The organism is Streptomyces sp. R21 (assembly GCF_041051975.1).
In the GTDB taxonomy this organism is placed as follows: Bacteria; Actinomycetota; Actinomycetes; order Streptomycetales; family Streptomycetaceae; genus Streptomyces.
The window spans coordinates 4,405,334-4,423,099 of sequence record NZ_CP163435.1; the positions used below are offsets into that span (position 1 = coordinate 4,405,334).

The following is a 17,766-nucleotide window of genomic DNA, read 5'->3' on the forward strand; positions in this document are numbered from 1 at the left end:
CTCCACGATGGTCACGCCGCCGACCTCGATGTCGTCGGCCCCGTACCAGGACACACCGAGCGCCCCCCGAGGGGACGCAGAGGAACGGTCATGACAGCACCCACCCCTGAACCCTACGGACGCCCCCCCCACCCCCCCCCCCCCCCCCCCCCAACTCCCCCTCATTCCCATCGCCTGAGCTTGTGGAACCTTTCGGCGGCCGCGGGTCAGACATCCCCTGGCGAGGGGTTGCGCGGCGGCGCCGAAAAGTTCCAGTTGGCTTGTTGAACCGGTTCCGGGCCCACCGCGCGGAGATCCGACGCCACCGGAACCGTGAGCACCATGGTGAGTCCGCCGCCGGGGGTGTCTTCGGCGTTCAGTGTGCCGCCCATGGCTTCGGCGAAGCCGCGGGCGACCGCGAGGCCGAGGCCGACGCCGGCGCCGCGCGGGGCGTCGCCGTAGCGCTGGAAGGGCGCGAAGATGCGGTCCTTGGCCTCGTCGGGAACCCCGGGGCCGCGGTCCACGACCCGCACCTCCACCCGATCGGCAAGGGCACTCGCGGAGACGAGTATGGGCGTGCCGGCGGGGCTGTACTTCACCGCGTTCTCGACGAGGTTGGCGACCGCGCGCTCCAGCAGCCCGGGGTCGACGACGACCATGGGCAGGGTCTCCGGGATCTCCAGGTCGACGCTGTCCTCGGGTACTCCGCCGAGCGCCATCGGCACCACCTCGTCGAGGTCGATCTCGCGGATCAGCGGACTGACCGTGCCGGTCTGGAGGCGGGACATGTCGAGCAGGTTGCCCACCAGGTGGTCGAGGCGGTCCGCGCCCTCCTCGATGCCCTCCAGCAGCTCCGCCTGGTCCTCCTCCGACCAGGACACGTCCTCCGACCGGAGCGATGTCACCGACGCCTTGATGCCCGCGAGCGGGGTGCGCAAGTCATGGCTCACGGCGGCCAGCAGGGCCGTGCGGATGCGGTTGCCCTCGGCGAGCGTGCGGGCCTGGTCGGCCTCGTGCTGGAGGCGCTGGCGGTCCAGGACCACGGCGGCCTGGGCGGCGAACGCGGCCAGTACCCGGCGGTCCGAGGCCGGCAGCACCCGGCCGGACAGCGCGAGCGCCATGTGGTCGCCGACGGGCATGTCCACGTCGGCGTCCTCGGGCCGCTCGACCTGCGGCCGCGTGCCGACGCTGCCCGCGCAGGTCCACGGCTCCACATCGCTCACCCGCTCCAGCAGGGCCACCGACTCCATCCCGAAGGTCTCCCGGACCCGCTCGAGGAGGGCCTCCAGGCTGGTCTCGCCGCGCAGCACGCTGCCCGCGAGGAAGGAGAGAATCTCCGACTCGGCGCGCAGCCGGGCCGCCTGATGCGTACGCCGGGCCGCCAGGTCCACCACCGACGCGACCGACACCCCGACCCCCACGAAGATCGCCAGCGCGAGCACGTTCTTCGGGTCGGCGATCGTGATGCGGTGCACCGGCGGCGTGAAGTACCAGTTCAGCAGCAGGGAACCGAACGCCGCCGAGGCCAGCGCCGGGAAGAGACCGCCGAGCAGCGCCGCCGCCACCGTCAGCGTCAGGAACAGCAGCACGTCGTTGGCCAGACCGAGGTCCGGGGCGACACTGCTCAGGAGCAGGGTGAGCAGTGCCGGGCCGCCGATGCCGACCAGCCAGCCCCAGATGGTCCGGGCCCGCCCGAGCCGGGTACGCGGCCCGGTGGACAGGCCGCGCCCCTTGCCCGCCTCGTCGTGTGTGATCAGGTGCACGTCGAGGTCGGGGCCGGAGTCACGGGCCACCGTCGCGCCGACGCCCGGCCCAAGGACGTACTGCCATCCCTTGCGCCGGGACACTCCGAGGACGATCTGTGTGGCGTTGACGCCGCGTGCGAAGTCGAGCAGGGCTGGGGAGACGTCGTCGCCGACGACGTGGTGGAAGGTGCCGCCGAGGTCCTCGACCAGGGTCCGCTGGACAGCCAGCTCCTTCGGCGAAGCGGACGTCAGCCCGTCACTGCGGGCGATATACACGGCGAGCACCTCACCGCCCGCACCCTTCTCCGCGAGCCGCGCGGCCCGCCGGATCAGCGTCCGCCCCTCCGGACCCCCGGTCAGCCCGACCACGATCCGCTCCCGCGAACCCCAGATCTTCGACACCCGGTGCTCACTGCGGTACTCCGTCAGGTACTCGTCCACCCGGTCGGCCACCCACAACAGCGCCAACTCCCGCAACGCCGTCAGATTCCCCGGCCGGAAATAGTTCGACAGCGCCGCATCGACCTTGTCCGGCTTGTAGATGTTGCCGTGCGCCATCCGCCGACGCAGCGCCGGCGGCGACATGTCGACCAACTCGATCTGATCCGCCCGCCGCACCACCTCGTCCGGCACCGTCTCCCGCTGCCGCACCCCGGTGATCGACTCCACCACGTCACCCAGCGACTCCAGATGCTGGATATTGACCGTCGACACGACATCGACGCCGGCCGCCAGCAACTCCTCCACGTCCTGCCACCGCTTGTCATTACGGGACCCGGGAATGTTCGTGTGCGCCAGCTCGTCCACCAGCGCAACGGCGGGCCGCCGGGCCAGCACCGCGTCCACGTCCATCTCCGTGAACACCGAACCCCGGTAGTCGATCTCCTTGCGCGGCACCTGCTCCAGACCGTGCAGCATCACCTCGGTACGCGGCCGGTGGTGATGCTCCACGAAAGCGACCACACAGTCCGTACCCCGCTCCACACGACGATGCGCCTCCGACAGCATCGCGTACGTCTTGCCCACGCCCGGTGCCGCACCGAGATAGATCCGAAGCTTGCCGCGTCCCATGTTCTCGGTTCTCGTCTCTGCGTGCGTGGGGGTGGGGGCAGGTCAGTTCTCGAAGCGGTAGCCCATTCCCGCCTCGGTGATGAGATAGCGGGGGTGCGCGGGGTCCGCCTCCAGTTTGCGGCGGAGCTGGGCCATGTACACCCGCAGGTAGTTGGTCTTGGTGCTCTGGGAGACGCCCCACACCTCCTGGAGCAACTGCTTCTGGGTGATGAGGCGTCCGGGGTTGCTGACCAGGATCTCCAGCAGGTGCCACTCGGTCGGGGTGAGCCGGATGTCGCGTCCGTCGCGGGTGGCCTTCTTGGCCACCAGGTCGACGGTGAAGTCGTCCGTGGCGACGAGGACGGTCTCCGGGGCGACCGGCACCGCCTCTGTCCGCCGGACCGCGGCGCGCAGCCGGGCCAACAGCTCGTTCATGCTGAACGGCTTGGTGATGTAGTCGTCGGCGCCCGCGTCGAGTGCCTCGACCTTCTCGTCGGAGGCCCGGCGCGCGGACAGCACCAGGATCGGCACCCGGGTCCAGCCGCGCAGTGCCCTGATGACATCCACGCCGTCCATGTCCGGCAGCCCGAGGTCGAGCACGACGACGTCCGGTCGGCGGGAGGCGGCGAGCCGGAGCGCGGTGGCGCCGTCGGTGGCCGCGTCGACGCCGTACTGTCGCGCCTGCATGTTGATCACGAGGGCCCTGACGAGCTGGGGATCGTCCTCCACCACCAGTACCCGCGTCATCGGTGTGTGCCTTTCGTGTCGTACGTGGGTTCATGTGTGCCCGACGGGCCGGGACTGTCGTAACCCGTTTCATGGCTGCGGGAGTTGACGGACCCGGAGTCCCCCTCCGGCCGCCAACTCCCGCGTGGTGTGCGTAATGCCATCAGCTCTTGGCCGCGAGTTCCTTGAGCGCGATGTTGAGTTCGAGGACGTTCACGCGGGGCTCACCGATGAAGCCGAGGGTGCGGCCGTCGGTGTGGTCGTCGACGAGCTTCTGGACCTGGGCGACGGACAGACCGTTCTTCGCGGCGATCCGGTGGACCTGGATGTCGGCGTAGTCGGGCGAGATGTCCGGGTCCAGGCCGGAGCCGGAGGACGTCACCGCGTCGGCGGGCACGTCGGACGGCTTGACCGTGTAGCCGTTCACCGAGTTGTCCTTGATGACGGCGGCCTTGGCGGCCTTCACCCAGTCGATGAGGTCCTTGTTGTCACCGGAGCGGTTGGTCGCGCCGGACAGGATCAGCTTGTACTCGGTGTTGACGCTGTTGGTGCCGAGGCCGTTGGACGGGCGTGGCTGGAACCACTTGAGGTCGGGCGCGGGGGTCTCCTGGCCCTTCTTCAGCGGCAGGTTGTACGTCTGCCCGATCAGGGAGGAGCCGACGACCTTGCCGTCCGCCTTGATCTCCGAGCCGTTCGCCTTGTCGGGGAAGATCCCCTGGGCGACACCGGTGAGGGCGAGCGGGTAGAGGACGCCCGTCACCAGGGTCAGGACGAGGAGGGCGCGCAGGCCTGCCCACAGCAACCGGGCGGTGTTGGTGACCGAGTTGTTCATGGGATCAGCCGATTCCGGGGATGAGGGAGATGAGCAGGTCGATGATCTTGATGCCGATGAACGGGGCGATCAGCCCGCCGATGCCGTAGATCGTGAGGTTGCGGCGGAGCATCTTGTCCGCGCTGACCGGCTTGTACTGCACGCCCTTCAGGGACAGCGGCACCAGCGCGATGATGATGATCGCGTTGAAGATGACCGCGGACAGGATCGCGGAGTTCGGTGAGGACAAGTCCATGATGTTGAGCTTGTTCAGGCCCGGGTAGACCACCGCGAACAGCGCCGGGATGATCGCGAAGTACTTCGCGACGTCGTTGGCGATGGAGAACGTCGTCAACGCGCCCCGGGTGATGAGGAGTTGCTTGCCGATCTCGACGATCTCGATGAGCTTGGTCGGGTTGGAGTCGAGGTCGACCATGTTGCCGGCCTCCTTCGCGGCCGACGTACCCGTGTTCATCGCCACGCCGACGTCCGCCTGCGCGAGCGCGGGGGCGTCGTTGGTGCCGTCACCGGTCATCGCGACGAGCTTGCCGCCCGCCTGCTCCCGCTTGATGAGGGCCATCTTGTCCTCGGGAGTGGCCTCCGCGAGGAAGTCGTCGACGCCCGCCTCCTCGGCGATCGCCTTGGCCGTCAGCGGGTTGTCACCCGTGATCATGATCGTCTTGATGCCCATGCGGCGCAGCTCGTCGAACCGCTCGCGCATGCCTTCCTTGACGACATCCTTGAGGTGGATGACGCCCAGCACGCGGGCACCCTCGGCGTCCTCGACCGCCACGAGCAGCGGCGTGCCGCCCGCCTCGGAGATCTTGTTGGCGAGGGAGTCGGCGTCCTCGGACACCGTGCCGCCCCGCTCCTGGACCCAGGCGATGACCGAACCGGCCGCGCCCTTGCGGGTCCTGCGCCCGTCGACGTCCACACCCGACATCCGGGTCTGGGCGGTGAAGGCGATCCACTCGGCGCCCTTGAGCTCGCCCTGGTGGCGCTCGCGCAGCCCGTACTTCTCCTTCGCCAGTACGACGATGGAGCGGCCCTCGGGCGTCTCGTCGGCCAGTGAGGAGAGCTGGGCGGCGTCGGCGAGCTCGGCCTCCCTTGTCCCGCGCACCGGCACGAACTCGGACGCCTGGCGGTTGCCGAGGGTGATGGTGCCGGTCTTGTCGAGCAGCAGCGTCGACACGTCACCCGCGGCCTCAACGGCCCTTCCGGACATGGCCAGTACATTGCGCTGCACCAGCCGGTCCATGCCCGCGATACCGATCGCGGACAGCAGCGCGCCGATCGTGGTCGGGATCAGGCAGACCAGCAGGGCCACCAGCACGACCATGCTGAGGTGTGTGCCCGCGTAGTCCGCGAACGGCGGCAGCGTCGCCACCGCGAGCAGGAAGACGATCGTCAGCGACGCGAGCAGGATGTTCAGCGCGATCTCGTTCGGCGTCTTCTGCCGGGCCGCGCCCTCGACCAGCGCGATCATCCGGTCGATGAAGGTCTCGCCCGGCTTCGTCGTGATCTTGATGACGATGCGGTCGGAGAGGACCTTCGTACCGCCGGTGACGGCCGAACGGTCGCCGCCGGACTCCCGGATGACGGGCGCGGACTCGCCGGTGATCGCCGACTCATCGACGCTGGCCACACCCTCGACGACGTCACCGTCGCCGGGGATGATGTCGCCCGCCTCGCAGACCACCAGGTCACCGATCCGCAGTTCGGTGCCGGGGACCTGCTCCTCGCTCGTGCCGTCCTTGCTCAGCCGGCGCGCCACCGTGTCCGTCTTGGCCTTGCGCAGGGTGTCCGCCTGCGCCTTGCCGCGCCCCTCGGCGACCGCCTCCGCCAGGTTGGCGAAGATCACGGTCAGCCACAGCCAGGCGCTGATCGCCCAGCCGAACCAGTCGCCCGGGTCCTTGAAGGAGAAGACCGTCGTCAGGACCGAGCCGACCAGCACCACGAACATCACCGGGGACTTGACCATGATGCGCGGGTCGAGCTTGCGGCAGGCGTCCGGCAGCGACTTGAGCAGCTGCTTGGGGTCGAAGAGACCCGCGCCGACCTTGCCTTCGGCGGGCTTGTGCCCGGTCGGTGCGTCCTGATGGGGCGCGAGGGTGGGAGTGGACATCGAGTCCTCTTGGTCGTCCGCTTGTTTCCGTATACCGGTGGTCATGACGCCAGCCCCTCGGCCAGCGGACCCAGCGCGAGCGCCGGGAAGTAGGTCAGACCGGTGATGATCAGGATCGCGCCCACCAACAGGCCCACGAAGAGCGGCTTGTTGGTGCGCAGGGTGCCCGCGGTCTCCGGGACGGGCCGCTGCTCGGCGAGCGAACCGGCCAGCGCGAGGACGAACACCATCGGCAGGAAGCGGCCCAGCAGCATCGCGATACCGATGGTGCTGTTGAACCACTGCGTATCGGCGTTCAGACCCGCGAAAGCCGAGCCGTTGTTGTTGGCGCCCGAGGTGTAGGCGTACAGGATCTCGGAGAATCCGTGCGCCCCGCTGTTGGTCATCGAGTTGCCCGGGGTGGGCAGGGCCATCGCCGCGGCGGTGAAGATGAGCACCAGCGCCGGGGTGATGAGGATGTAGCAGGCCGCGAACTTGATCTCGCGGGTGCCGATCTTCTTGCCCAGGTACTCGGGGGTGCGGCCGACCATCAGACCGGCGATGAACACCGCGATGATCGCCATGATCAGCATGCCGTAGAGGCCGGAACCGGTACCACCCGGCGCGATCTCACCGAGCTGCATGCCCAGCATGGTGATGCCGCCGCCCAGGCCCGTGAACGAGGAGTGGAAGGAATCCACCGCACCCGTCGAGGTCAGCGTGGTCGCCACCGCGAAGATCGACGAGCCGCCGACACCGAAACGGGTCTCCTTGCCCTCCATCGCCCCGCCCGCGATGTCGAACGCCGGACCGTGGTGGTGGAACTCGGTCCACATCATCAACGCCGTGAACCCGATCCAGATCGTGACCATCGTCGCGAGGATCGCGTAACCCTGGCGCAGCGAGCCGACCATCCGGCCGAAGGTCCGCGTCAGCGCGAACGGGATCAGCAGGATCAGGAAGATCTCGAACAGGTTGGAGAAGGGGCCCGGGTTCTCGAAGGGGTGCGCGGAGTTGGCGTTGAAGTAACCGCCACCGTTGGTGCCGACCTCCTTGATCGCCTCCTGCGAGGCGACCGCGCCGCCGTTCCACTGCTGCGAGCCGCCCATGAACTGGCCCACGGAGTGAATGCCGGAGAAGTTCTGGATCGCGCCACAGGCGACCAGCACGATCGCGGCGATCACCGAGAGGGGGAGCAGGATGCGGACCGTGCCGCGCACCAGGTCGGCCCAGAAGTTGCCGAGCTCACCGGTGCGCGAACGCGAGAAGCCCCGCACCAGCGCGACGGCCACCGCGATGCCGACGGCCGCGGAGACGAAGTTCTGCACCGCCAGGCCGCCGGTCTGCACGACGTGGCCCATGGCCTGCTCGCCGTAGTACGACTGCCAGTTGGTGTTCGTCACGAACGACGCGGCGGTGTTGAACGCCTGGTCCGGGTCGATCGCGGAGAAGCCGAGCGAGCCGGGCAGGTGGCCCTGCAGCCGCTGCAGCAGATACAGGAAGAGGACACTGACCGCGGAGAAGGCGAGGACACCGCGCAGGTACGCGGGCCAGCGCATCTCCGTGTTCGGGTTGGCGCCGATGCCCTTGTAGATCCACTTCTCGACACGCAGGTGCTTGTCGGAGGAGTAGACCCTGGCCATGTAGTCGCCGAGGGGACGGTAGGCGAGCGCCAGTGCCGCTATGAGCGCGAGCAACTGGAGCACACCGGCGAGGACGGGGCTCATGTTGGTGCTCAGAACCTCTCCGGGAGGACAAGGGCGAGGACGAGATAGCCCAGCAGGGCGACGGCCACGACGAGGCCGACGATGTTCTCGGCGGTCACAGCTTCGTCACCCCCTTGGCGACGAGGGCCACCAGCGCGAACACCGCGATCGTGGTGACGACGAAGGCCACGTCGGCCATCGCATGCTCCTAGGAGAGGTTCGGGTTGAACGGACGGTTAGAGGTAACCGCTGTTTTCGGCCGTATCCGGGTTCGTTGACGGGCTCCATACGGCGCCTCAGCCGCTCTTGACGGAACCCATACGCAGCCGAAGCCTGCAGATCACCGCGTCGGTGTCCCGCCGCACCGCGTGCGCGACGACCGCGCCGCGCTGGTTCTGCAGCAGCCGCTGCCACAGCCGCTCCGGTTCGACCTCGGGAATCAGGACGGTGACCCGGGTGCCGGGCTCGGCGGCCGTCTCGCGGACGTACGCGGCGATCGGACGGCCGAGCGTGCGGCGCTCGGAGGTCAGCGGGACCAACGGGACGCCCGGGTTCCACAGCGCCCAGTCGCGGGCCAGGGCGCCCGCCTGGGCGCGGTCCTCGGCGTCCGGGTAGCAGACGGTGACCGCACGCACCTCGTCGCCGAGCGAGCCGGCGGCGTTCAGCGCCTCACAGGTCAGCCGGGAGAGGTTGGACACGGGGACGATCACGACGGAGCGGTCGCGGTGCGGGGGCTCCGGGATACGGCCGAGGCCGAGCCGTTCGCCGATGCGGGTGTACTCCCGGTGCACGGCCGTGAAGCCCGCGACCAGCAGCGGCAGGGCGATCACGAGCAGCCAGGCGCCCTCCTCGAACTTGCTCGCGGTCACGACCACCGCCGAGACACCGGTGAGCACGGCCCCGAAGCCGTTCAGGACCGCCTTGCCGCGCCACCCCCGGGCCCGTTCCTGCCGCCAGTGCCGGACCATGCCGACCTGCGCGATCGTGAAGCCGACGAAGACGCCGACGGCGAACAGCGGCACGAGGGTGTTGGTGTCGCCGCCGGAGAAGACGAGCAGCGCCGCCGACACGAGCGCCAGCGCGAGTACGCCGTGCCGGTGCACCTGACGGTCGGCCTTGAGCGCGAAGACGTGCGGGAGGTAGTTGTCGCGGGCGAGCAGCTTCAGCAGTACCGGAAGCCCGCCGAAGGAGGTGTTGGCGGAGAGGGCCAGCAGGATCGTCGTGGCGAACTGGATGACGTAGAAAGCCCAGTTGTGGCCGAGCGAGGCGTCCGCGAGCTGGGCGAGGACGGTGACACCGCCGACGGGCCGCAGGTGGAAGCGGGAGATGAGCACCGCCAGGCCTATCAGCATCACACCGAGTACGGCGCCGAGGGCGACCTCCGCGCGCTGGGCGCCCCTCACGCGCGGGACGCGGAAGGAGGGGACGGCGTTGGCGATGGCCTCGACGCCGGTGAGCGCCGAACAGCCGGAGGCGAAAGCTTTCAGCAGGAGCAGGGCGCCGACGCTGGTGGCGTTGTCGGCGACCAGCGAGGCACCGTCCACCGTGCTCACCGGCGCGGACCGGAACAGCCCCACCACGATCAGAACCAGGATCGACACGACGAACACGGCCGTCGGCACGATGAACACCCGCGCCGACTCCACGATGCCCCGCAGGTTCACCGCCGTGATCAGCACCAGCACGGCCAGGCACAGCCACAGCCGCTCGCCGTACAGGCCGGGGAACGCCGAGGTCAGGGCGGCCACCCCGGCGGTCACGGCGACGGCGACGTTGAGGACGTAGTCCAGGACGAGCGAGGCGGCCGCGACCAGGCTGGTGCGCGCTCCCAGGTGGGCCTTGGCGACCGCGTACGAGCCGCCGCCGTCCGGGAACGCGGCGATCACCTGCCGGTAGGAGGCGACCAGGACCGCGAGCAGTCCGGCGATGCAGAGCGTGACGGGCAGCGTGAAGCCGAGGCCGTGCGCGCCCGCGGCGGCCAGCACGAGGACGATCGCCTCGGGGCCGTACGCCACCGACGCCATCGCGTCCAAGGAGAGCGCGGCCAGACCGGTGAGGGCGGTGAGCCGGTGGCGTTCGCCGGAATCCGGGGGTTCCTCGTCGGCGGGGGTGGCACCGGGTTCGGCGGTCAGGACGGACATGTGAGGGCACTCCTTACGTGCGGGTACGCCTCAGGTTCTGTCCGCCCTCCCCCGCATGCGCGCCTCCCTTGCGCGTTCTTCGCGCCGCGGACCCCGGCCTTGTCGAAACCTTGACGCGGACACCCGTCAGAGACGCGTCAAGGGGTACGGCGCCGGACCCGACCGGTGTCTACCGTCGGTCCTATGGGACGCCGAGGCGACGCGCATCGCGCGGTCGACACACACGCACAGCAGCCCTCCGGGGAAGTGGCGCACGACCGCCGCTGGGCCGGGGACCTGCGCAGCTCCATCCGCTCCGCGGCCGTACTCCTCACCTTCCTGCTGCTCATCGACTGGGCCGCCGGCACGCTCACGGCGCCGCGCGCCGCGCTGTGGGGAACGCTCGCCCTCGTGCTGTTCCTGGTGCTGTACCCGCCCCGTGTCTCCGCCGGTGAGGGCTGGCTGGCCTCGCGCGGACTGCTGGGCGCACGCCGGGTGCGGACCGACCGGCTGGTGTCGGTGCGCTGCCTGAACGGCGTCGGGCAGCGACTGGTGCTGCGGGACACCTCCGGTGCGCGGGTCGAGATCGATCCCCGGGTGCTGGTGGCCAATCCCCCGCTGTGGCACCGCCTGGACGAGGACGCGCGCGCCTCCGCCGAGGGTGGCTCACTGACGTGCGGGGCGACCGCCCTGCGCCGGGTGGCGGAGCGGATCGACCGGGAGACGGCACTGACGGTGTTCAAGGTGTCGGGGCTGGACTAGGGGCTGGATCAGGACCTGTCCGGCGGGTCTTGTCGCAGCCGCAGGCTCCAGCCGATGCGGGCCGTCGTCACGAGGGCCACCCCGGTCGCACTTTGCACCAAATGCACGCATTCCGCGAAATCCTAACGGGCCCTTAACGCCCTTTGCCCCGTTCGCCCTCCCCCTCCCGGCCCCCGTCGCGGCTTACCCTCGCGCCGTGTTCAACATGACGGGGATTGTGAAGCGCTTGGTCATCGGCCGGGCCATGCGCAGCGAAGAGCTCCACGAGACGCTGCTGCCCAAGCGGATCGCCCTGCCGATCTTCGCGTCCGACCCGCTGTCGTCGGTGGCGTACGCGACGCAGGAGATCCTGCTGGTGCTGTCCCTGGGCGGGCTGGCCTACCTGCACTTCACGCCGTGGATCGCGGCAACCGTCGTATTCCTGCTGACCATCGTGGTGCTCTCCTACCGGCAGGTGGTCGGCGCATACCCGAGCGGCGGCGGCTCCTACGAGGTGGTGTCCACGAACCTCGGGCCGTCCGCCGGCCTGGTCGTGGCCGCGTCGCTCCTTGTCGACTACGTGATGACGGTGGCCGTCTCCGTCGCCTCCGGCGTCGACAACATCATCTCGGCGGCGCCCGAACTCGCCGACTACCGCGTGCTGATGGCGGTCGTCTTCGTCGCGATCCTGACCGCCATCAACCTGCGCGGCGTCCGTGAGTCGGGCCGCGCCTTCGCCACGCCCACGTACCTCTTCGTCGGCGGCGTACTGATCATGATCGCGACGGGGCTCTTCCGCTATCTCGTCGGGGACGCGCCGGTCGCCGAGTCCGCGAAGTACGGCATCACCGCGCACCCCGGGGACTCGAACCTGGCCGGGCTCGCCCTGGTGATGCTGGTGCTGCGCGCCTTCTCGCAGGGCTGTACGGCGCTGACCGGCGTGGAGGCGATCTCCAACGGCGTGCCCGCCTTTCGCAAGCCCAAGTCGAAGAACGCAGCAACCACGATGAGCGTCATGGGCATCATCGCCATCACCATGTTCGTCGGCGTGACGGCGCTCGCGCTCATCTCCAAGGTGCACATCACCGAGGACGCCTGCCGACTGACCGGCCTCGACGGCAACTGCGAGAACTACACACAGCGCACCGTCATCGCGCAGATCGCGGCCGCCGTCTTCGGCGGCGAGCACAGCTTCGGCTTCTACTTCATCCAGGCCGCGACCGCCCTCATCCTCGTCCTGGCCGCGAACACCGCCTTCAACGGCTTCCCGCTGCTCGCCTCGATCCTGGCCCAACACCGCTATCTGCCACGCCAGTTGCACAACCGTGGCGACCGGCTGGCGTTCTCCAACGGCATCGTGGCCCTGGCCGTGGTCGCCGCGCTGCTGCTGTGGGGCTTCCACGCCAACGTCACCCAGCTCATCCACCTCTACATCCTGGGCGTCTTCACCTCCTTCACCCTGTCCCAGACGGGCATGGTGCGGCACTGGAACCAGGAGCTGCGCGCCGAGACCGACCCGGTGCTGCGCCGCCGCCACCAGGTGGCCCGTGTCATCAACGGCACCGGCGCCGTCGTCACCGGCCTCGTCCTGCTGGTCGTCCTGGCCACCAAGTTCACCCAGGGCGCGTGGCTCGCCGTACTCGCGGCGACCGTGCTGTGGGTGATGATGCGCGGCATCCGGCGCCACTACGACGCCACCTCCGCCGAGCTCGCCGTCACCGATCCGCACGCCGAACTCGTCCTGCCCAGCCGGGTGTTGGGCATCGTCCTGGTCTCCACGATCCACAAACCCACCCTGCGCGCCCTCTCCTACGCGCGCGCCTTCCGCCCCGACCATCTGGAGGCGCTCACGGTCTCGATCGACCGCGACGAGGCGGCCGAGCTGCGCGACCGCTGGGAGGAGTACGGCATCGAGGTTCCCCTGAAGATCATCGACTCGCCGTACCGCGAGGTGACCCGCCCGGTCGTCGAGTACGTGCGCTCCATCCGCCGCGAGAGTCCCCGCGACATCGTCGCCGTCTTCATCCCCGAGTACGTCGTCGGCCACTGGTGGGAGAACCTGCTGCACAACCAGTCGGCGCTGTGGCTCAAGAGCCGCCTGCTCTTCACCCCGGGCGTCATGGTCACCAGCGTCCCCTGGCAGCTCACCTCCTCGGCCCGCGCGGACCGGCCCGCGGCCCGGGCACCGGGGGCGGTGCGGCGCGGCGAGCCGAAGAACCACCGGCCGGCCGAGCCGCGGTCCACCGGGTCACGCCAGGGCTGACCGCGGGGCACACGGCAGCGACAGCACCATCGTCAGACCTCCGCCAGGCGTGTCCTCCGGCGTCAACGTCCCGTCCATCGCCTCCGCCAGGCCCCGCGACAGGGCCAGTCCCAACCCCAGCCCCGTCGTGTTGTCCGTGTCGCCGAGGCGCTGGAACGGCTCGAAGAGGCGGTCGCGGTCGCCGGGCGGCAGGCCCGGCCCCCGGTCCACCACACGGAGTTCGACGCGGCCCGCGTGTGCGCTGGAGGTGAGCAGCACCCGCTGCCCGGCGGGGCTGTGCCGGGCGGCGTTGCCGACGAGGTTGGCGATGACGCGCTCCAGCAGGGGCGGGTCCGCGAGGACGGCAGGGGTCTCCTCCAGGTTGCGCACCTCGACCTCGGGGGTGTCCGCGAGCGCCGCCGGGAGGACCTCCTCCAGGGTGGTGGCACGCAGGTCGAGGGTGAGGGCGCCCGCCTGGAGGCGGCTGAGGTCGAGCAGGTTCTCCACGAGACGGCTCAGTCTCGCCATCGACTCGTCGGCGGTGGCGAGGAGTTCGTCCCGGTCCTCGGCGGAGAACTCCACGTCCCGGCTGCGCAGTGAGGTCACGGCGGCCCACCCGGCGGCCAGCGGCGTCCGCAGGTCGTGGCCGACCGCCCGCAGCAGCGCCGTACGCATGCGGTCGGCGGCCTTGACCGGTTCGACCTCGGCGGCGGCCTCCGCGAGCCGCGCCCGCTCGACGGCGGCCCCGACATGCGCGCCGAAGGCGGCGAGGACGCGGCGCTCGGAGGAGGGCAGGACACGGCCGCGCAGGACGAGGAAGGAGCCGGGTCCGGCGGGTACGACGGTCACGGGGCCGTCGGCGCCGCCACCGGCGGGGGCTCCGGGCAGGTTCGCGCCGACCGGGCGTTCGAACAAGCCCGCACCGGCGGAGGACCCGGTGACACCCGCACCGCCAGAGGCTCTCGTGGCACCCGCACCCGCGGGGTGTTCCGCACCGCTCGCGCCGCCGAGCCCCCTCACCGCACCCCCGCCCGTGACGCTTCCCCCGCCGCCGGTGCCGCCGCCTCCCGCATCCGGGACGCTCGTCACCAGCTCCGCCGACTCCATGCCGAACGTCTCGCGCGTGCGTTCCACCAGCGCGGGGAGCGTCGCGCCGCCCCGCACGATGGTGCCCGCCAGCGACGACATGGTCTCCGCCTCGGCGGTGGCGCGGGCAGAGCGCCTCGACAGCCGTAGCGAGCGGTCCACGACGGCCGCGACCGTGGCGGCGACGATCGCGAACACGACCAGCGCCAGCATGCTGTTGGTGTCGCCGAGCGTGAACTGCCCGATGGGCGGGATGAACCAGTAGTTGAGCTGCAGCGACGCCGTGACGGAGGCGATCACCGCGGACGCGACCCCGCCGATGCAGGCCACGCCCACCACGGTCAGCAGATACAGCAGCGCCTCGCTGGTGAGGTTGAGCGTGCCGCGCGCACCGTCCAGCAGGAAGGTCAGCAGCACCGGCAGCACGAACCCGGCGACCGGGCCCGCGACCAGCCGCGTGGTCGGCAGCGTGCGGCGGCGCGAGGGCAGGAGCGTCCCGCGCCCGGCGCGCTCGTGCGTGACCATGTGGACGTCGATGTCCCCGGAGAGGGCGACCGCCGTATCGCCGGTGCCGCGCCCGCCGAGGAACCGTTCGACGCGGCTGCGGCGGCTGGTGCCCAGCACCAACTGGGTGGCGTTCTCGGCGCGGGCGAACTCCACCAGCGCTGTGGGCACGTCGTCGCCGATCACCGAGTGGTAGCTGCCGCCGAGGTTGTCGATGAGCCGCCGCTGCCGGGCCAGGGAGGCGTGCGAGGCACCGGCGGCGAGCCCGTCGCTGCGGGTGACGTGCACGGCGAGCAGGTCGCCCCCGGCGGACCTGTCGGCGATACGGGCCGCCCGGCGGATCAGCGTGTCACCCTCCGGGCCGCCGGTCAGGGCGACGACCACCCGCTCCCGGGTCTCCCACACCCCGTCGATGCCGTGGTCGCTGCGATACGACTGGAGCGCCTCGTCGACCCGGTCCGCCACCCACAGCAGGGCGAGCTGGCGCAACGCGGTCAGGTTGCCGGGCCGGAAGTAGTTGGCGAGGGCCGCGTCGATCTTCTCGGGCGCGTACACGTTCCCGTGCGCCATACGGCGCCGCAGCCCTTCGGGAGGCATGTCGACGAGTTCGATCTGATCGGCCCGCCGTACGACCTCATCGGGCACCGTTTCGCGCTGCGGCACCTTGGTGATCTTCTCGACGACGTCGTTGAGGGACTCCAGGTGCTGGATGTTGAGCGCGGTGATGACGTCGACACCGGCGGCGAGCAGCCGCTCGATGTCCTGCCAGCGCTTCGGGTTGCGGCCCCCGCCGGGCACATTGCTGTGCGCGAACTCGTCGACGATCGCGACCTGCGGGCGCCGCGCGAGCACCGCCGCGAGGTCCATCTCCGTGAAGTCGCCGCCGCGGTAGGCGCACGGCACCCGCTCGACGACCTCCAGGCCGTCGAGCATCGCCTCGGTGTGCGGCCGGCCGTGGCACTCCACGAACCCGACCACCACATCGGCGCCGCGCGCCGCCCTGCGCCGTCCCTCGTCGAGCATCCGGTAGGTCTTCCCGACCCCCGGCGCGGCCCCGAGGTAGACCTTCAGCCGTCCAGGCCGTACGTCGTTCATCCCGGCCAGCCAACTCCTCCCCGGGCCCTCCCGCAGGGATCTTGACAACTTCCTGGCACCTCTCACCAGGACGTTGACACTGCCTTGACGGGCCCGGGGCCGATAGGGTGAAAGCGGTGTGCCGGGAAGTCTGGTCGGCGAGGAGCCCCACGGGGCTCGCGAGGGAACCAACGGGGTTCCCTTCATGGCCGAGGGGACGGCATGCGCAGCGTAGGAACGGTCCTGGCTCTCGTCGTACTCGCCACCCTGGTGGCGACGTTCGCCCGCCGCTGGCGCATCCCCGCACCCTCCCTCCTCGTGGTCGCGGGCCTCGCCGTCGCCCTGTTGCCCGGCACCCCTCAGATCGAGATCAGCCCCGAGATCATCGGGCTCGTCGTGCTGCCTCCCCTCCTCTACGCGAGCGCCGAGGAACTGTCCTGGCGCGAGCTGCGCGCGGTGTGGAAGCCGGTCGGGGTGCTGTCGATCGGGCTGGTGCTGGCCTCGGCGGCGGCGGTCGCCGCGGTGGCCACGCTGGTCTCGCCGCTGTCGTGGCAGATGGCGTTCGTGCTGGGCGCGGTGCTCGCCAGCACCGACCCGGTGGCGGTCACCGCGCTCGGCCGACGCCTCGCGCTGCCGCCCAAGGTGCAGGTCCTGGTCCAGGCCGAGAGCCTCTTCAACGACGCGACCTCACTCGTCCTGTTCCGGGTGGCGGCGAGTGTCGCCGTCGCGTCCGCCGCCGCGAACTGGGGTGCCGCGGGCGGCGAGTTCGTGATCCTGGCGGGCGGCGGCACCGTCATCGGCGCCGCGGTCGCCGGGGTCGTCGCGCTCATCCGACGGCGCACCGAGGACCCGGTCCTGGAGACGGTGATCGCCCTCGTCACCCCGTACGCCGCCTACGTCCTGGCCGAGGCCGCCCACACCTCCGGCGTCACCTCCGTGGTCGTCGCCGGAGTCGTCCTCGGCGGGCGCGGCGACCGGCTCACCAACGCCCGCATCCGCCTCCAACTGCACGCCGTCTACGGCACGGTGGTGTTCCTGCTGGAGAGCGTGGTGTTCTCCCTCATCGGTCTCGCCCTGCCGGCCCAGGTCCGGGCGCTGTCCGACGGCGACCGCGCCTGGCCGCTGTACGCGCTCGCCGTGGCGGCCACCCTCATCGCCGTACGGCTGCTGTGGCTGGCCCCGCTGTCGGCGGTGGTCCAGCGCAAGGGCGGCATCCACCGCATGAACTGGCGGGTGCCGCTCGTCCTGACCTGGGCGGGCACCCGGGGCGTGGTCCCGCTGGCGGCCGCGCTGTCGATACCCGAGACCCTCACGCAACGCCCGCTGGTCCTGGTCCTCACCACCTCCGTCGTGGTCACCACCCTGGTCGTCCAGGGCTTCACGCTCGCGTCGGTCGTCCGCCGCTCCGGCATCGCCCTGGAGCCCGATCACACCGAGCGCGAGGAGGCCGCGGCCCGCTGCAGCCTGGCGAACGCGGGCCTCGGCCGCCTGGAGGAGATGTCCGAGCTGGAGGCCGTACCGGACGTCGTCCTCGACCGCCTGCGCCGCGGCCTCCAGGCCCGCCTCGACCACGCCCGCGACCGCCTCGCCGAGAGCACCGGCGACAGCGACGACGGCGCGGCCCCCGTCGAGTCCGCCGACCTCGTCTACCGCCAGCTCCGCCGCGACCTCATCGCCGTGGAGGCCGCCGAACTCCAGCGCCTCTACGACGACCACACCATCAGCGACACCACCCGCCGACGCCTCCAGCGCTCGCTGGACCTGGAGGACGCGCGCCTGTCGGACGTATGACCCACGGCTGCGGGACCCGGGTTTGAGTACGTCGCCTGAGTAGGAACACGCTGCCCGCGCGGACCCGCGACGGCTTTGATCGACATC

The 17,766-nt window shown here is 70.6% G+C and carries 11 protein-coding genes; 3 read left to right on the forward strand and 8 right to left on the reverse strand.

The genetic code is table 11. The features are described from left to right. Positions 1 to 206: 206 nt before the first annotated feature. The 7 genes from AB5J56_RS19680 to AB5J56_RS19710 all read right to left on the reverse strand — a co-directional run bounded on the left by AB5J56_RS19680 (position 207) and on the right by AB5J56_RS19710 (position 10,262). Positions 207 to 2,795 (reverse strand): ATP-binding protein, encoded by a 2,589-nt coding sequence (locus AB5J56_RS19680; protein ID WP_369234038.1) that lies wholly within the window; start codon positions 2,793 to 2,795, stop codon positions 207 to 209. A 42-nt stretch (positions 2,796 to 2,837) separates the two neighbouring features. Next, positions 2,838 to 3,521: a response regulator gene (locus AB5J56_RS19685; RefSeq protein WP_369234039.1), complete on the reverse strand. Its 684-nt coding sequence runs from the start codon at positions 3,519 to 3,521 to the stop codon at positions 2,838 to 2,840. A 142-nt stretch (positions 3,522 to 3,663) separates the two neighbouring features. Further along, on the reverse strand, positions 3,664 to 4,332 hold the full coding sequence (locus AB5J56_RS19690) for a potassium-transporting ATPase subunit C (RefSeq protein ID WP_369234040.1): 669 nt from the start codon (positions 4,330 to 4,332) through the stop codon (positions 3,664 to 3,666). Between the two features lie 4 nt (positions 4,333 to 4,336). Continuing rightward, a complete protein-coding gene (gene kdpB / locus AB5J56_RS19695) occupies positions 4,337 to 6,481 on the reverse strand; it encodes a potassium-transporting ATPase subunit KdpB (protein WP_369234041.1) in 2,145 nt (714 codons plus the stop codon). Next, entirely contained in the window at positions 6,478 to 8,142 is a 1,665-nt protein-coding gene (gene kdpA, locus AB5J56_RS19700) for a potassium-transporting ATPase subunit KdpA (protein ID WP_369234042.1), read from the reverse strand. Before kdpA ends, kdpB begins: the two co-directional genes overlap by 4 nt. Positions 8,143 to 8,150: 8 nt before the next feature. Continuing rightward, positions 8,151 to 8,240 (reverse strand): K(+)-transporting ATPase subunit F, encoded by a 90-nt coding sequence (kdpF, locus tag AB5J56_RS19705; protein ID WP_306184084.1) that lies wholly within the window; start codon positions 8,238 to 8,240, stop codon positions 8,151 to 8,153. A 177-nt stretch (positions 8,241 to 8,417) separates the two neighbouring features. Next, entirely contained in the window at positions 8,418 to 10,262 is a 1,845-nt protein-coding gene (locus AB5J56_RS19710) for an APC family permease (protein WP_369234043.1), read from the reverse strand. Positions 10,263 to 10,445: 183 nt separating this feature from the next. Between AB5J56_RS19710 and AB5J56_RS19715 the strand changes: the two genes are divergently transcribed. Beyond that, entirely contained in the window at positions 10,446 to 11,003 is a 558-nt protein-coding gene (locus AB5J56_RS19715) for a hypothetical protein (RefSeq protein ID WP_369234044.1), read from the forward strand. A gap of 205 nt (positions 11,004 to 11,208) precedes the next feature. Next, positions 11,209 to 13,245, forward strand: a complete 2,037-nt coding sequence (locus tag AB5J56_RS19720; RefSeq protein ID WP_369242657.1) for an APC family permease — start codon at positions 11,209 to 11,211, stop codon at positions 13,243 to 13,245. Here AB5J56_RS19720 and AB5J56_RS19725 read toward each other — a convergent pair. Beyond that, positions 13,231 to 15,909: an ATP-binding protein gene (locus AB5J56_RS19725; protein ID WP_369234045.1), complete on the reverse strand. Its 2,679-nt coding sequence runs from the start codon at positions 15,907 to 15,909 to the stop codon at positions 13,231 to 13,233. The genes AB5J56_RS19720 and AB5J56_RS19725 overlap by 15 nt on opposite strands. A 201-nt stretch (positions 15,910 to 16,110) precedes the next feature. Here AB5J56_RS19725 and AB5J56_RS19730 point away from each other — a divergent pair, with 201 nt between their 5' ends. Further along, positions 16,111 to 17,679 (forward strand): Na+/H+ antiporter, encoded by a 1,569-nt coding sequence (locus AB5J56_RS19730; RefSeq protein ID WP_369234046.1) that lies wholly within the window; start codon positions 16,111 to 16,113, stop codon positions 17,677 to 17,679. Positions 17,680 to 17,766: the final 87 nt, after the last annotated feature.

Excerpts from the sequence above, each read along its gene's own strand:
- AB5J56_RS19680 (WP_369234038.1), bottom strand. The coding sequence starts at position 2,795 with ATGGGACGCGGCAAGCTTCGGATCTATCTCGGTGCGGCACCGGGCGTG.
- AB5J56_RS19720 (WP_369242657.1), top strand. The coding sequence starts at position 11,209 with ATGACGGGGATTGTGAAGCGCTTGGTCATCGGCCGGGCCATGCGCAGC.
- kdpB (WP_369234041.1), bottom strand. The coding sequence starts at position 6,481 with ATGACCACCGGTATACGGAAACAAGCGGACGACCAAGAGGACTCGATG.
- AB5J56_RS19730 (WP_369234046.1), top strand. The coding sequence starts at position 16,111 with ATGCGCAGCGTAGGAACGGTCCTGGCTCTCGTCGTACTCGCCACCCTG.
- kdpA (WP_369234042.1), bottom strand. The coding sequence starts at position 8,142 with ATGAGCCCCGTCCTCGCCGGTGTGCTCCAGTTGCTCGCGCTCATAGCG.
- AB5J56_RS19710 (WP_369234043.1), bottom strand. The coding sequence starts at position 10,262 with ATGTCCGTCCTGACCGCCGAACCCGGTGCCACCCCCGCCGACGAGGAA.
- AB5J56_RS19715 (WP_369234044.1), top strand. The coding sequence starts at position 10,446 with ATGGGACGCCGAGGCGACGCGCATCGCGCGGTCGACACACACGCACAG.
- AB5J56_RS19685 (WP_369234039.1), bottom strand. The coding sequence starts at position 3,521 with ATGACGCGGGTACTGGTGGTGGAGGACGATCCCCAGCTCGTCAGGGCC.
- AB5J56_RS19690 (WP_369234040.1), bottom strand. The coding sequence starts at position 4,332 with ATGAACAACTCGGTCACCAACACCGCCCGGTTGCTGTGGGCAGGCCTG.
- AB5J56_RS19725 (WP_369234045.1), bottom strand. The coding sequence starts at position 15,909 with ATGAACGACGTACGGCCTGGACGGCTGAAGGTCTACCTCGGGGCCGCG.